The organism is Limnohabitans planktonicus II-D5 (assembly GCF_001270065.2).
Classification (GTDB): domain Bacteria; phylum Pseudomonadota; class Gammaproteobacteria; order Burkholderiales; family Burkholderiaceae_C; genus Limnohabitans_A; species Limnohabitans_A planktonicus.
In genome coordinates this window covers 90,285-103,818 of record NZ_LFYT02000014.1, presented here as the reverse complement: position 1 = coordinate 103,818, position 13,534 = coordinate 90,285, and the positions used below count along the sequence as shown (strand labels likewise).

The 13,534-nt window shown below is 63.1% G+C and carries 12 protein-coding genes; 4 read left to right on the top strand and 8 right to left on the bottom strand.

Translation table 11 applies throughout. From position 1 onward, the window contains the following. On the top strand, positions 1–193 hold a 193-nt coding region (locus H663_RS32495), incomplete at its 5' end, for a GlcG/HbpS family heme-binding protein (RefSeq protein WP_205872720.1). A gap of 106 nt (positions 194–299) precedes the next feature. On the opposite strand, the gene ilvD is transcribed toward H663_RS32495, so the two are convergent. Further along, positions 300–2,000, bottom strand: coding sequence for a dihydroxy-acid dehydratase (ilvD, locus tag H663_RS32490; protein ID WP_053176872.1), 1,701 nt, complete (start codon positions 1,998–2,000; stop codon positions 300–302). Between the two features lie 102 nt (positions 2,001–2,102). Here ilvD and lgt point away from each other — a divergent pair, with 102 nt between their 5' ends. After that, on the top strand, positions 2,103–2,909 hold the full coding sequence (gene lgt, locus H663_RS32485) for a prolipoprotein diacylglyceryl transferase (protein ID WP_053176874.1): 807 nt from the start codon (positions 2,103–2,105) through the stop codon (positions 2,907–2,909). 72 nt (positions 2,910–2,981) lie between these two features. Next, the gene (locus H663_RS32480) at positions 2,982–4,364 is read left to right on the top strand and encodes a twin-arginine translocation pathway signal (RefSeq protein ID WP_053175293.1); all 1,383 of its coding nucleotides are present in this window, start codon (positions 2,982–2,984) and stop codon (positions 4,362–4,364) included. A gap of 60 nt (positions 4,365–4,424) precedes the next feature. On the opposite strand, the gene H663_RS32475 is transcribed toward H663_RS32480, so the two are convergent. Then, the gene (locus H663_RS32475; RefSeq protein ID WP_053175295.1) at positions 4,425–4,892 is read right to left on the bottom strand and encodes a winged helix-turn-helix transcriptional regulator; all 468 of its coding nucleotides are present in this window, start codon (positions 4,890–4,892) and stop codon (positions 4,425–4,427) included. A 128-nt stretch (positions 4,893–5,020) separates the two neighbouring features. Between H663_RS32475 and H663_RS32470 the strand changes: the two genes are divergently transcribed. After that, positions 5,021–6,331: a D-amino acid dehydrogenase gene (locus H663_RS32470; RefSeq protein WP_053175298.1), complete on the top strand. Its 1,311-nt coding sequence runs from the start codon at positions 5,021–5,023 to the stop codon at positions 6,329–6,331. 6 nt (positions 6,332–6,337) lie between these two features. On the opposite strand, the gene H663_RS32465 is transcribed toward H663_RS32470, so the two are convergent. From H663_RS32465 to H663_RS32440, 6 genes are all read right to left on the bottom strand, one after another. Continuing rightward, entirely contained in the window at positions 6,338–7,804 is a 1,467-nt protein-coding gene (locus tag H663_RS32465) for an amidase (protein WP_053175302.1), read from the bottom strand. A 21-nt stretch (positions 7,805–7,825) separates the two neighbouring features. Beyond that, a complete protein-coding gene (locus H663_RS32460) occupies positions 7,826–9,286 on the bottom strand; it encodes an amidase (RefSeq protein ID WP_053175306.1) in 1,461 nt (486 codons plus the stop codon). Between the two features lie 105 nt (positions 9,287–9,391). After that, complete coding sequence (locus H663_RS32455; protein ID WP_053175308.1) at positions 9,392–10,369, bottom strand: Bug family tripartite tricarboxylate transporter substrate binding protein; 978 nt, start codon at positions 10,367–10,369, stop codon at positions 9,392–9,394. Positions 10,370–10,503: 134 nt separating this feature from the next. Then, positions 10,504–11,574, bottom strand: coding sequence for a M14 family metallopeptidase (locus tag H663_RS32450; protein WP_053175312.1), 1,071 nt, complete (start codon positions 11,572–11,574; stop codon positions 10,504–10,506). Further along, the gene (locus H663_RS32445; protein ID WP_053175315.1) at positions 11,571–12,446 is read right to left on the bottom strand and encodes a DMT family transporter; all 876 of its coding nucleotides are present in this window, start codon (positions 12,444–12,446) and stop codon (positions 11,571–11,573) included. The genes H663_RS32450 and H663_RS32445 overlap by 4 nt, the downstream gene beginning before the upstream one ends. Further along, positions 12,443–13,414: a helix-turn-helix domain-containing protein gene (locus H663_RS32440; RefSeq protein ID WP_053175318.1), complete on the bottom strand. Its 972-nt coding sequence runs from the start codon at positions 13,412–13,414 to the stop codon at positions 12,443–12,445. Before H663_RS32440 ends, H663_RS32445 begins: the two co-directional genes overlap by 4 nt. Positions 13,415–13,534 lie beyond the last annotated feature (120 nt).

Genomic DNA, 13,534 nt, shown 5'->3' with positions numbered 1-13,534 from the left:
CAAGGTGTATGAAGACGTCATCAACGGTGGCCGCTATTCCTTCTTGTCTGCGCCTGCCATTGAAGGCATGCTCGAAGGTGGCGTGCCGATCATGAAGGACGGTGCCTGCTTGGGGGCCGTTGGCGTGAGTGGTGTCAAGTCCAACGAAGACGCGCAGATCGCCAAAGCCGGTATCGCAGCCATCGGTCTGTGAGGGTCTGTTGGGGGTAGCATTGTGCTGTCCTGACGGTTTTACCTGCGCCATTGACCCACAAAAAAGCCGCTGAAAAGCGGCTTTTTTTGTGGGTGTCAAACGCTCATCAATACAGATCGAGCACCGCCCCTTTGCTGGCGCTCGATGCGTTGAAGGCGAACTTGGCCTGCACGCCACGGGTGTAACGGGGCTCGGGGGCTTTCCAGCCTTCCCGGCGCTTGGCCAGTTCGGCTTCGGGCACGTTCAGCTCCAGAATCAGCTTGTGCGCGTCGATGGTGATGCTGTCGCCTTCATTCACAAAGGCGATGGTGCCGCCAGCTGCGGCTTCGGGTGCGACGTGGCCCACCACCATGCCCCAGGTGCCGCCGGAGAAACGGCCGTCGGTGATCAGGCCCACGCTTTCACCCAGACCCGCGCCGATCAGTGCACCTGTGGGGGCCAGCATTTCGGGCATGCCGGGACCGCCTTTAGGGCCGAGGTAACGCAAGACCATCACGTCGCCGGCTTTGATCTTGCCTGCCAAGATGGCTTCTAGGGCCGATTGCTCGTCGTCGAACACGCGGGCAGGGCCGGTGATGACCGGGTTTTTCAGGCCGGTGATCTTGGCCACAGCGCCTTCGGGCGACAAATTGCCTTTCAAGATCGCCAGGTGGCCTTGCTTGTACATGGCGTTCTCAATGGTGTGGATCACGCTTTGCTCTGGCGGCGCGTCGGGCACATCCTTGAGCACCTCTGCAATGGTTTGGCCGGTGATGGTGATGCAGTCACCGTGCAGCAAACCTGCGTTCAGCAAAATCTTCATGACTTGCGGAATGCCGCCAGCCACATGCAGGTCAACGGCCAAAGCTTTGCCGCTGGGTTTCAGGTCGCACAACACGGGGGTGCGTTGGCGGATGCGTTCAAAGTCATCGATGGTCCACTCCACGCCTGCACAATGCGCAATCGCCAAGAAGTGGAGGACCGCATTGGTGGAACCCCCGGTGGCCATGATCACGGCCACGGCGTTTTCAATGGACTTGCGGGTCACGATGTCGCGTGGCTTGATGCCTTTGCGGATGGCTTCCACCAAAACGCGGGCCGACTCTTTGGCCGACTGGACTTTTTCGTCATGCACGTTGGCCATGGTGGAGGAGTAGGGCAAAGAGATGCCCAGCGCCTCGAAAGCCGAAGACATGGTGTTGGCGGTGTACATGCCGCCGCACGAACCCGTGCCGGGGATGGCGCGCTTTTCGATCTCGAGCAGGTCTTCGTCGCTCAGCTTGCCTGCGGCGTTTTCGCCCACGGCTTCAAAGACGCTCACGATGTTCAGGTCTTTGCCTTGGTAGCGGCCCGGCAAAATGGTGCCGCCGTACACGTAAATGGCGGGAACGTTGGCGCGCAGCATGCCCATCAGGCCGCCGGGCATGTTTTTGTCGCAACCGCCGACCACCAGCACGCCGTCCATCCACTGGCCTTGCACGCAGGTTTCCACGCAATCGGCGATCACCTCGCGCGACACGAGCGAGTATTTCATGCCCTCTGTGCCCATGGCCATGCCATCCGAGATGGTGGGCGTGCCAAAGACTTGGGCGTTGCCACCGGCGGCTTCGATGCCCTCAATGGCGGCATCGGCCAACTTTTGCAGGCCGCTGTTGCAGGGTGTGATGGTGCTGTGCCCGTTGGCCACGCCCACCATGGGTTTGACGAAATCGCTCTGTTCATAGCCCATGGCGTAGTACATCGAACGGTTGGGCGCGCGGGATTTTCCCTCTGTGATGTTGGCGCTGCGGCTGTTGATGGGGGTGATCGGGATGATTTTGTCGCTCATGGTGGTGTCTCTGTAGAAGCCAAAAGAAGGTCGCAGCATTCTAACGGGCGCTTGCCAAGCCTTTGTGTCCAATAGGAGCCATAGCCAGTGCACAATCCGGGCATGCTGATCCATCCTCAAATTGACCCCGTCGCCCTGCAATTGGGCCCCTTGGCCATTCATTGGTACGGCTTGACCTACCTGACTGCATTTGCCCTGTTTTACTGGCTGGGCACCCAACGTCTTCAGCACATGCCCTTTGCCCGGCTGCCCGAGTGGACACGGCGTGACATTGAGGACATCCTGTTCCTCGGTGTGTTGGGGGTGGTGCTGGGCGGGCGCATCGGCTACTGCCTGTTTTACAAACCCGGCTACTACGCGGCGCACCCGCTGGAGGTTTTTGCCATCTGGCAAGGGGGCATGAGCTTTCATGGCGGCATGCTGGGCGTGATCGCGGCCATGGTCTGGTTTGCCTGGTCACGCAAGCGGCCGTTTTTGCAAGTCATGGACTTTGTGGCGCCCTGCGTGCCCACCGGGCTGGCCGCAGGCCGGGTCGGTAACTTCATCAATGGTGAACTCTGGGGGCGTGTGGCCGATCCGTCTTTGCCTTGGGCCATGCTGTTTCGTGGGGCGGGTGATCTGCCGCGCCACCCTTCGCAAATTTATCAATTTCTGCTTGAAGGCATTTTGCTGTTTGTGCTGCTGTGGCTTTACGCCCGCAAGCCCCGCCAGCAAGGTCAGGTGTCCGCGGCTTTCCTGTTCGGCTATGGCGTGTTCCGCTTTGTGGCCGAATACTTCCGCGAGCCCGATGCGCATCTGGGCCTTTTGAGCCTGGGCATGAGCATGGGGCAGTGGCTGTGCGTGCCCATGATCGTCTTGGGCGCGGCCTTGTGGGTCTGGTGCGGTAGGGCTACGAACAAGCCCTACTGACGCGCAGGAGTCAGGCTTTAGGCCGGGCTTGCACGACGATGTGTGCTTTGCCAAGCACACGATTGGAATGCCATGAAACTTCAGCGTCGCTCATTGGGACTTGTTTCAGCCGCCTTGCTCCTCCTGAGCGCTTGTGCAGGGCTGGCGCCCAGCACACAGGCAAAGAGAACACCGATCGTGTTTGTGCACGGCAATGGCGACTCTGCAGCCCTGTGGCAGACCACCGTCTGGCGTTTCGAGTCCAACGGCTGGCCGACAGACCATTTGCACGCGATTGATGTGCCATACCCTCTGGCGCGGGATGCCGACAACAAAGCGCAAGCCGGGCGATCGTCTACCCAGGAACACATGGCCTTTTTGCGGGATGAGGTACAGGGTGTCTTGCGCCGAACCGGGGCAAGCCAAGTGGTTTTGGTGGGTAACTCGCGCGGGGGCAATGCGATTCGCAACTTCATTTGCAACGGTGGCGGTGCCGCCGTCGTCAGCCATGCCGTGCTGGGCGGAACGCCCAACCATGGCGTGCAGGCCATTCCCGGTGTGAACGAGGCCAATGAATTTTCTGGCACGGGTCCGTTCCTCAAGCAACTCAATGCCCCCAAAAACGCCCAAGGCGATGAGGTCTGTGGCCCCACACGCTGGATTACCATCCGTTCGGACAACAATGACAAATTTGCACAGCCCGATGGCCTGTGGCTGGGCATGAAAGGCAAGCCCACGATGGTGGGCTTCGATGGTCCCGAACTCAAAGGGGCCACCAATGTGGTCATTCCCAAAATTGACCACCGGGAAACGTCTTACTCCCAAGCCGCCTTTGAAGCCACTTACCGCTTCATCACCGGGCAGTCACCGCGTGCTGGTCTGGTGCGCCAGACCGAGGTGGTGTTGAACGGCAAATTGGTCGGGCTGGGCCTGGACCCGATGGACGCGGGCAGCGGCAACTTCGTCAACAACCTGCCTTTGCGCGGCGCTCGCATGGAGATTTTTGCCACCGACGCGGCTACCGGCCAGCGCCAGGGGTCAGCGGTCCACGCCCAAACCACGGGAGATGATGGGCAGTGGGGGCCTTTTCGGGGGCGTGGCGAAACGGCGTATGAGTTCGTGATCCAGGCGGCCGGTTACGCCACCACGCACATTTACCGCAGCCCATTGCCCAGATCGAGCCAATGGCTGAACATGCGACCAGAGCGTGCGAATGACGCCGACCGGGCAGCGCAGGCGGTGCTCAGCTTCACTCGGCCCCGGGGGTATTTCGATCCGGGGCGCGACAGCATGAGCCTCGATGGGCAAAGCAGCTTGCCCGGCGTGCCGCCTGGCGCAGGGGTGGCATCGAGCCGATTGCGTTTGACCGACAGCACACAGCGCAGCGTGGTCGCCAGCTTCAACGGCGAAAAAATCGTGGGTTTGACCTGGCCCATGGCCCAGGGCCACACCACTGTGCTCGAGCTGAGTGATTGAGCGCAGCGCACAGCTGCAGAGCGCTTGCCGTGCCGTTTGAAACCGGGTCCTTGCTTGAGCTCAGCGGTCCAGTGGCAGGACCGTGCTTTCCTTGATTTCTTCCATGACCACATAGCTGTTGGACTGTGCGGGCACCGGGATCTTGTTGAGGATGGTACCCAGCAGTTCGCGGTAGTCATTCATGGCGCGCAAGCGGGCCTTGACCAGGTAATCGAAGCTGCCCGAGACCAGGTGGCATTCGAGCACGTCGGGCATCAGACCCACCTCGCGCCGCACGGTTTCAAACACCTGTGGTGATTTTTGTGACAACGTGATCTCGATGAAGACCAGCAAGGGCTTGCCCAAAGCCGCCGCATCCACGCGGGCGTGGTAACCGGTGATCAGGCCTTGCCTTTCGAGCCGCTTGATGCGTTCCGAACAGGGCGAGGTGGACAGGCCCACCTGTTCACCCACCTCGGTGACCGACATGCGGCCGTTGCGTTGCAGGAGGTCGAGGATTTTGAGGTCGATGCGGTCGGGTTCGGACATTGTGCTGCCAAGGTCTAAAAAAAGGCCTGTGTTTCAGTTGAAATCGCTGTTTCCAAGCATTAAAACAAAAAATTATTCTGTCATCAATCCATAACATCACCAGATCTCAAGTTAAATGTGAGGCTGACATGAAAGTTGTGGTGTTGGGTGGTGGCGTGATCGGGGTGACTACGGCGTGGGCCTTGTTGCGCCAGGGGGCCGAAGTCACGCTGGTGGACCGCCAAAACGGTGTGGCGATGGAGACCAGCTTTGCCAATGCGGGTCAGGTGTCGCCGGGCTATTCCACGCCTTGGGCCGCACCGGGCATCCCGCTCAAAGCGCTGAAATGGTTGTTTCAGGCCCATGCGCCGCTGGCCATCCGACCCGATGGCACCCTGTTTCAGTGGCGCTGGATGGCGGCCATGCTGGCCAATTGCTCAGCCGACCGCTATGCCGTCAACAAGGAACGCATGATGCGCCTGTCCGAGTACAGCCGTGACTGCTTGCGCGCCTGGCGTGGCGAAACCGGCATTGAGTACGACGCCCGCAGTCAGGGCACCTTGCAGCTGTTTCGCAGCCAGGCCCAGCTGGACGCCGCGGCCCGCGATGTGGCCGTGTTGCAAGACTGCGGTGTGCCGTTTGAGTTACTCGATGCCGCCGGGGTGCTGCGCGCAGAACCCGCGCTGGCAAGCGCCAGCGCGCCGATCGCGGGTGGCCTGCGCCTGCCCAACGATGAAACAGGCGATTGCCATGTGTTCACCCGCCGGTTGGCAGAACTCGCCTGCGTCCAGGGGATGACACTGCGCGGCGGCTGCACGGTGCAGGCGCTGCAGGGGGACGGCCAGCGCGTCACGGGGGTGAGGGTGGTCAGTTCGGCGGGCGGTGAGGGCGAGTTACTGCAAGCGGACGTTGTGGTGCTGGCCGCCGGCAGCTATTCGCGTGACTTGCTGCTGCCGCTGGGCCTGGACATTCCGGTGTACCCAGTCAAGGGCTATTCGCTCACCATGCCGCTGTCGGATGCTTCGCGGGCACCGCAGTCCACCGTGCTGGACGAGACCTACAAGATTGCGCTGACCCGATTGGGTGATCGCCTGCGGGTGGGGGGGATGGCCGAGCTGGCGGGCTTTGATCTGCGCCTGAACCCGCGTCGCCGCGCCACGCTCGAAAAAGTGACGCGTGAACTCTTTCCGGGTGGTGACCTGACTCAGGCCCAGTTTTGGACCGGCTTGCGCCCCATGACGCCTGACGGTACCCCACTGGTGGGGGCAACCCCACTCAACGGTCTGTACCTCAACACGGGGCACGGCACACTGGGCTGGACCATGGCCTGCGGCAGTGCACAGCTCCTGGCCGATGTGATCTCAGGTCGCCAGCCGGCCATCCGCACCGAAGGGCTCGACATGGGTCGCTACGGTGCAAGGGGGGCCACAAGCCGCCCGGGTCGGCTGGCGGCAGCCTGAGATGCCTCAGGCTTGTGCAGGCCGCTTTTGCAGCCAGTCGCTGCGCACCGCTTCGTAGGCCGCAGCCACCTGCAGCAAAGCGAGATCGCCCTGTGGTTTGCCAATGAGCTGCACGCCCATGGGCCAGTCATGCGTCGGGTGAAAGCCCGCAGGCAGGCTGATGGCGGGCAGGCCCGCCAGCGTGGCGTAGATCGTGCACTCCATCCAGCGGTGGTAGGTGTCCATGGCGCGTGCGCCAATGGCTTGCGGCCAGCGCTCTTGCAGTGCAAACGGCCAGGTCTGCGCCACGGGCAGGGCCAGCACGTCGTATTGGTTGAACAGACCCAGCAGGTGCTGATAGAACGCGCTGCGGGTCTGGCTGGCTTGCATGAAGTCCATGAACGAGAGCTTGAGCGAGTTCTCGTGCTCCCACAGGGCCTCGGGTTTGAGTTGGTCTTGGGCCCCCGGAATGCGCAGCAAGGCCGCCACCTTGGGGCCGACCAGCGCACGGCGCCAGACCAGCCAGCAGTCCCACAGCGCTTGGGTGTCAAAGCCCAGACCGATGGCGTCCACATGGGCACCTTGGCCCGCCATGTGCTGCAGCGCGTCTTGGCACACGTCCAGAATGCCGTCCTCCATGGCCAGGTGGCCGTTCAGGTCGCCCAGCCAGCCTATCCTCAGGCCTGGCAGGCCAGGCAAACCGCACAGCGCATCGGACGTGAACGCCAAGCCCGACACATCGACGCTGCCATGGATCGACAAAGGCTGGCGGGCGTCATGGCCTGACTGCGTGGACAGCAGGCGGGCCAGATCGCGCACGCTGCGAGCCATGGGGCCTTCGGTGCCCAGCTGGTCCACCCACACATCAGCACCGGGGCCAAAGGGCACGCGGCCTTGCGAGGGGCGCATGCCGAAGATGTGGTTCCAGCCTGCCGGGTTGCGCAGGCTGCCCATGAAATCCGAGCCATCTGCCACGGGCAACATGCGCTGAGCCAGAGCCACGGCCGCGCCGCCGCTGCTGCCGCCCGCGCTCACCGCCGTATCCCAGGCGTTGGGCGTGGCCCCAAACAGGGTGTTGAAGGTGTGCGAGCCCAAGCCCAGCTCGGGCATGTTGGTTTTGCCAATCACGATGGCCCCGGCCGCCTTCATGCGCTCGGTCATGATGCTGTCCTTGGCGGGCAGGGCTGCTTGCAACACGGTGCTGCCAAAGGTGGTCGCAAAGCCCACGGCGTGCCCGGTGTCCTTGATGGCCTGCGGGATGCCGTGCAGCCAGCCCTGCGATTGACCTTTGGCCAGCTCGGCATCGCACTGGCGCGCCTGTGCCAGCAGCGAGTCGGTCGGGGCCAGATTGACGATGGCGTTGAAGCGCGGGTTCAGCCGCTCGATGCGCTCCAGGTATGCCTGCATCACTTCGGTGCAGGACACTTGCCGTTGGTGGATGCGCTCAGACAGTTCGCTGGCGTTGAAGTCGGTGATGTCAGTGAGGTCGGACATGGGCAGGGCAATTTCTGAGGTTCAAGCCAGGTGTGGTGGCGGCACAAAGCGGCACCATTCGGTTTCGAGCCAGCGTGCCATGTTCAGGCACAGCGGGTCGGCAAAACTGTTGCCGATGATTTGCGCGCCGACTGGCAAACCGCCTGGGCTTTGGCCGATCGGGATGGCGGTGGCGGGCAGGCCCACCACGCCGGGGTAACCCGCCCAGAACAGGCTGTCGGTGTGGGCTTGGTCCTGGCCGTTGACCTGCAGCATGCGCTCCCAGCGCTCGCCTTGCTGGTTGTGCAAAAAGGCGGGCGATGTGGCCACCGGAGTGATGAGCAGGTCCACCGACTCGAAGTAGCTTTGCCACTGCGCCCGCAGCACGGCGCGTTGCTGGTCGAACTCGACCCAGTCGCGGTGCGTCAGGGTGCTGCCGCGCCAGACGCGCTCGCGCATGGTGTCGAGCGCCGGATCGCTTTGGCGGGCCTGATCCTGAAAGCGGGCAAAGGTCGCGTCGTCGAGCCACGCCCCTGTGGCCGCGCGCAGCAGGTGGGCGTACACGCGGTGCGACTGGGCGCTGTCCACCGGGCGGTGGTCGTCCAGCACGGTCACGCCTTGGACGCGCAAAAAGTCGGCCAGCGCGTGCAGCCGGTCCTGGATGCTCTTGTCCACCCGCGCTTGGGGGTCGTCGTAGACGATGGCCACTCGGCACTGCCGCAGCGGCTTGTCGTTGCGGCGCCACTGCGCAGCTGTCCAGCCCAGCGGGCCAAACTGCTCCAGCGGCGTGGTCAGCACCTGTATGGCCAGCTGCAGGTCTTGAGCGCTGCGCGCCAGTGGCCCGGCCACGGCAATGTCCAGGCTGTCAATGCAGCGCACGCCCGGCAGTTGATGGCCTTGCATGGGCACCACGCCCCAGGTGGGCTTGTGCCCATACACGCCGCAGTAATGCGCCGGGTTGCGGATGGAGGCACCAATGTCGCTGCCCAGCTCCAGCGGGGTCATGCCCGCGGCCAGCGCCGCGCTGGCCCCGCCCGACGATCCGCCAGGCGAGCGGCTCAGGTCCCAGGGGTTGTTCGTGGTGCCATAGACCGGGTTGAACGATTGCCAGTCGCCCAAAGCCACCGGCACATTGGTTTTTCCAAACACCACAGCCCCGGCGTCCAGCAGGCGCTGCACGGCTACGGCCGGTTGTTGCGCGATGTTGTCCTTGTACTGAGGAAAGCCCCAGCAGGTGGGCGTGCCCGGCAAATCAAACGACTCTTTCACCGTCATGGGCAGTCCGTGCAGCAGCCCCCAGTCCTCGCCACGGGCACGCGCCGCGTCGGCTTGGGATGCGCGTTCGCGGGCAGCCTCAAAGTTGCGCACCACCACCGCGTTGATCGGGCCGTCATGTAGCGCCACGCGGGCGATGTGCTGCTCCAGCAGTTGGGTGCTGGTGACTTCGCCTTCGCGCAGGCGGGCCATCAGTTCGGTGGCGGTGTTGTAAGTGAAATCGGTCATGCGTGGCCAAGGAGGCTGGAATGAAAAAACCCGGGCATGTCACGAGGGGTGAGCATGTCCCGGGTGGCGCGAGCGTCAGCGCTTGTGCGCTGCGCACTCAGGGCTTCACTGTGGCTCGACGTTGGCGGCCTTGAACAGTGCGCGGTAGCGGCTGACTTCCTGGGTGTAGAACTTGTCCAGATCGGCCACGCTCATGCCTGCAGGCACTTGGCTGCCGGTGGTGGTCATGCCTTTCACGAATCCTTCGGACTTGATGGCCTCGTTCATGGCCTGGTTGAGTTTCTGGACCACGGCGTCGGGCGTGTTTTTGGACACCTGCAGACCGATCCAGATGTCGAAAACAAAGTCGGACATGCCGCGCTGAGCGCTGATCGGGGCGGCTTCAGGCAGTTGTGGGTGGGGCGCGGTGGAGGAGATGCCGATGATCTTGAAGCGGTTGTCCTTGACCATGCCGATGATGGGACCTGCGACCGGCACGAAGGCCATGTCCACGTTGTTGCCGCCCAGATCGGTGTAGATCTGCACGGCCGCTTTGTAGGGCACGTGCAGCATGTCCAGACCCGTCAGCGTCTTGAAGCGCTCACCCATGATGTGGTAGAGGGAGCCCTGACCAATGCTCGCGTAGCTGACCTGTTTGCCTTTGGCCCAGGCCAGGAATTCGGTTAAGTTGTTGACGGGCAGGTCCTTGCGCACGGCCAAGCCGATCGAGGTGCGGCCCAACAAGCTGGCCAGGCGCACTTCTTCGGGTTTGAACTTGACGGCCGACAGGGCCAGCGGTGCCATCACCAGTTCCATCGGCGTGCCGAGTAACTGATAGTAGCCATCGGCCGGTGCCGACAGCACCTTCTGGATGCCCAGGGCACCGCTCACGCCGCCCAGGTTTTCGACCATCATTTTCTGGCCCAGGCTTTTTTCGTACTCGACCTGCACCAGGCGAGCCACTGCATCCGATGGGCCACCTGCAGGGTAGGGCACCATCACGGTGACCATCTTGTTGGGGAAGCCCTGCGCTGAGGCGCTGAGCACCATCAGGCTGCTCAGCAGGCCCGCGAGCAGGCTGGAAATCGTACGGCGTGAAATCATGGTTTCGTCCTTGTTCGTCTTGGTGAAGGGGGCGCTTTGCCACCCCGGGGCAGGGCCACAGTCTGAACAAGATACGGGTTTGACGTTATCGAAAAATTGCAATCTCTGGGCTGGGTTTTCCCGAGAAATGCGGTTCAGCGCGGGGTGGTCAAGCCCTGTACCGCCTGTCGGGCCGCTTGCAGGCCCTGCTGCCAGACCTGTTTTTGCCACGCAGGCGAGGGCGGGTTGAAGGCCAACAGCATGTCGGCTCGGATGGCGCGTTGCTGCTCGGGCGGGGCCTCGGGGTGCAGGGCCAGCCAGTGGTCGGCCCGCATGGCCTGGATCATCTGCGCCAGCGGCAAGGTGCCAAACTCCAGGCAAATGCCGGTGTATTGAGCCTGTGGGCACTCTTCGTAGATCGCCATCTGTATCGGCCCGGACAGTGGCACGCTTTGGGATGTGCCTGTGTCAACCGAGGTGATGTCTGGCCCCCACCACTGGCGGGCGCGTTGAAGTGTTTCGCCGTTGTCGGTGCAGGCAAAGATGCGCTCGCCGTGGCCGTGTGGCCCCAAGCCCGTGTGCAGGTCGATCCAGGCGATCTGGTGGGCCTGACCTAAATGGGTTCGCAGCACCTGCCGGAATGTGCGGTGACTCCAGGTGGGGGCCTGGCCTCCGAACCAGACGCCTTGGGGAAACTGGTACTGCCCGCTGGTGATGGCCCGCTGCATGCGGCGCTCGCCCCACGCTTCGGCCTGGGCTTGCAAAGATGCGCTGGCCTCTGGGCTGGGCGGCCAGTGGGTGGGCAGCAGCAGGTTGTGAACCTGTGCGTAGTCGGCGTTGACCGGCAAGGGCTGGGCAAAGTCGATGAAGTTGCGGTTGAGGTCCACGTTGTCTTCGTTGACCCGCCGCGCATGCGAGAAGCCATGCGGGTTGACCGCATGCACATGCACCACGGCCACACCGGGCGGCAACGACAGGCTGTGCAGCAAACCGGTCTGGATGGCCGAGCCGCAAAAGCCTTCGATGCCGTGCACCGCGCTGGTGGTCATCAGCACTTGGGCGGCATCGGCCGGGCCTTGTACGGCCACGTCCATGGCGAGTTCTTCGCCCTGTGCGCCGCGCATGGGCATAACGTCACTGTGCAACTGGGCACCGCAGTCTTGAGCGGCCTGGATAAAACGCGCTCGGGCCTCGCGGTAACTGGGGCTGAAAAGCGGTGTGCTCATGTTTTGGCCTTGAGTTGGTTCAGCCAGCCAGCCGCCAGGCCAAAGCCCGCGATCATCCCCATGCCGCACAGGGCCAGGGCGTCGGGCAGGTGGTCAAACATCCACCAGCCGCCCAGCGCAGAAAAACCGATGGCCGAGTAAAGGTAAGGCGTTAAGACCGAGGCGGGCGCTTTGGAAAACGCCAGCACCGTGAAATATTGGCCGTATGAGCCCGCCAGCGCCACCAAACCCAGCAGGGCCAGGTCTGGCCAGCTCATCTGGGTTGGCCAGAAAAATGGCACTGCGGCCGACATGAGCGCAAAGCCCAGCGCGCTGGTGCACAGCTGAATGGTGAGCGGTGAGTCCTGCCGCGCCAGGTAGCCCGTGAGGGTCTGAAAGCCGGTGTAGCAGACCACCCCCATCAGCGCCAGACTGGCGCCCATGGGGTCCACATCACCGCCCGGGCGCACCACCAGCAAGGCGCCTGCCATGCCGCCCGCCACACACAGCCAGCCCAGCCAGGACACGCTTTCCTTCATCACGAACCGGGCCACAAAAGTCACGGCCAGCGGCACCAGGCAATAAATGGCGGTGAACTCGGCCACGGGCATGCGCTGCAAAGCGCCATAGCCAAACAAGCTGCCGCCCACGACCAGCGCGCCGCGCAGCAGTTGCAGCCGCCACTGCCGTGTGCGCCACAGTTCGGGCGAATGCCTGCGCCAGATCGTGGCGCTGACCAGTGCGGTCTGCAGGGCGTAGCGCGTCCAGATGATGATGACGGGCACCACGCTGAGCATCAGCTTTTTGCTCAGGGTGTCTTGCGTCGACAGGCAGGCCATGGCTGCGACCATGGTCAGGATGGCGGTGAGTTGGGTTTGGCGGGCGCTGCTCATCGCTTGTGCAGCGTGTCCGAAGGCAACTCGCCAAACAGTTGGCGGTAGTCCTGCGCGAACTGGCTCAGGTGCCAAAAGCCCCAGTGCGAGGCGATGTCCTGAATGGTGACGCCAGGCGCGGCCTGGCGCAGGGCGCGGCGCACGCTGTTCAGGCGCAGCGAGCGCAGGTATTTGATGGGCGTGGTGCCCAGCACGTCCTGAAAGCAGTAGTTGAGTTTGCGTCGGCTGGTGCCCACGCGGCTGCAGACCTCCAGGATGGACAGCGGCTCGTCAGCGTGGCCCAGCATCAGCTCGCAGGCGCGGTCCACCAGTTTCTTGCGTCGCTCCAGGGTGGGCAGCTCGGAAGTGTCAACCTGAGCGGGCAGGGCTTCAAGCCATTCCATCAGGATCTCGTCGCGCAACTGGCGCAGGGCTTGCGGGTCATGCTGACGGTATGCCAGCGCGCTGGCTTGGTCCAGCACGGTGAGCTGCAGGTCGCGCAGGTTTTGCGCCTTGATGTCGGTGGTGGGCAGCACCAGTTGCTTTTCAAGCCAGTGCGCCAAGGGCTTTTGGTACATGCGCTCCCACAGCGGGTTGAGCAGGCTGCGGTTAACCACCACGGCGATCAGGGTGAAGTGGGGTGGGGTGGTCAGGTCTACCTCGTCGCCTTTGCCGCACATGATGGCGTGGGCCGGCACCCGCTGGCCGTTGAAAAACAGGTCGGGTGAGTCCTGCAGGGCCATGGCAAAGCCATACACGCTGTCGTCGAGCCGCCCGCGCTGGCGCAAGGCGATGCTGGTGTCTTCTCGCAGCAGCGTCACCTCGGGCAGTTGCACCTGGTGGATGCGGCCCTTGAACTGCCCGGGCGAAAGTTGCTCATATTGCAGTGCCCAGCCCTGCTGGGCCAGGGCGTGCTGGTCCATGTCCTGGGTGTCCAGAACCTGGACCCAAGGTGAATCGGGGGTGGTGGCTTGATGGAAGGAAGACAAAGAGAAGAGGGTTCAAAAAGTGGTCAACGTTTGATTCTGCACGGCAGATACAAACCCGTCATTGCAGGTTAACCCGGCACCGAATTTGCGCAAAATTGATCCATTCAGTGCAAGGGTCCG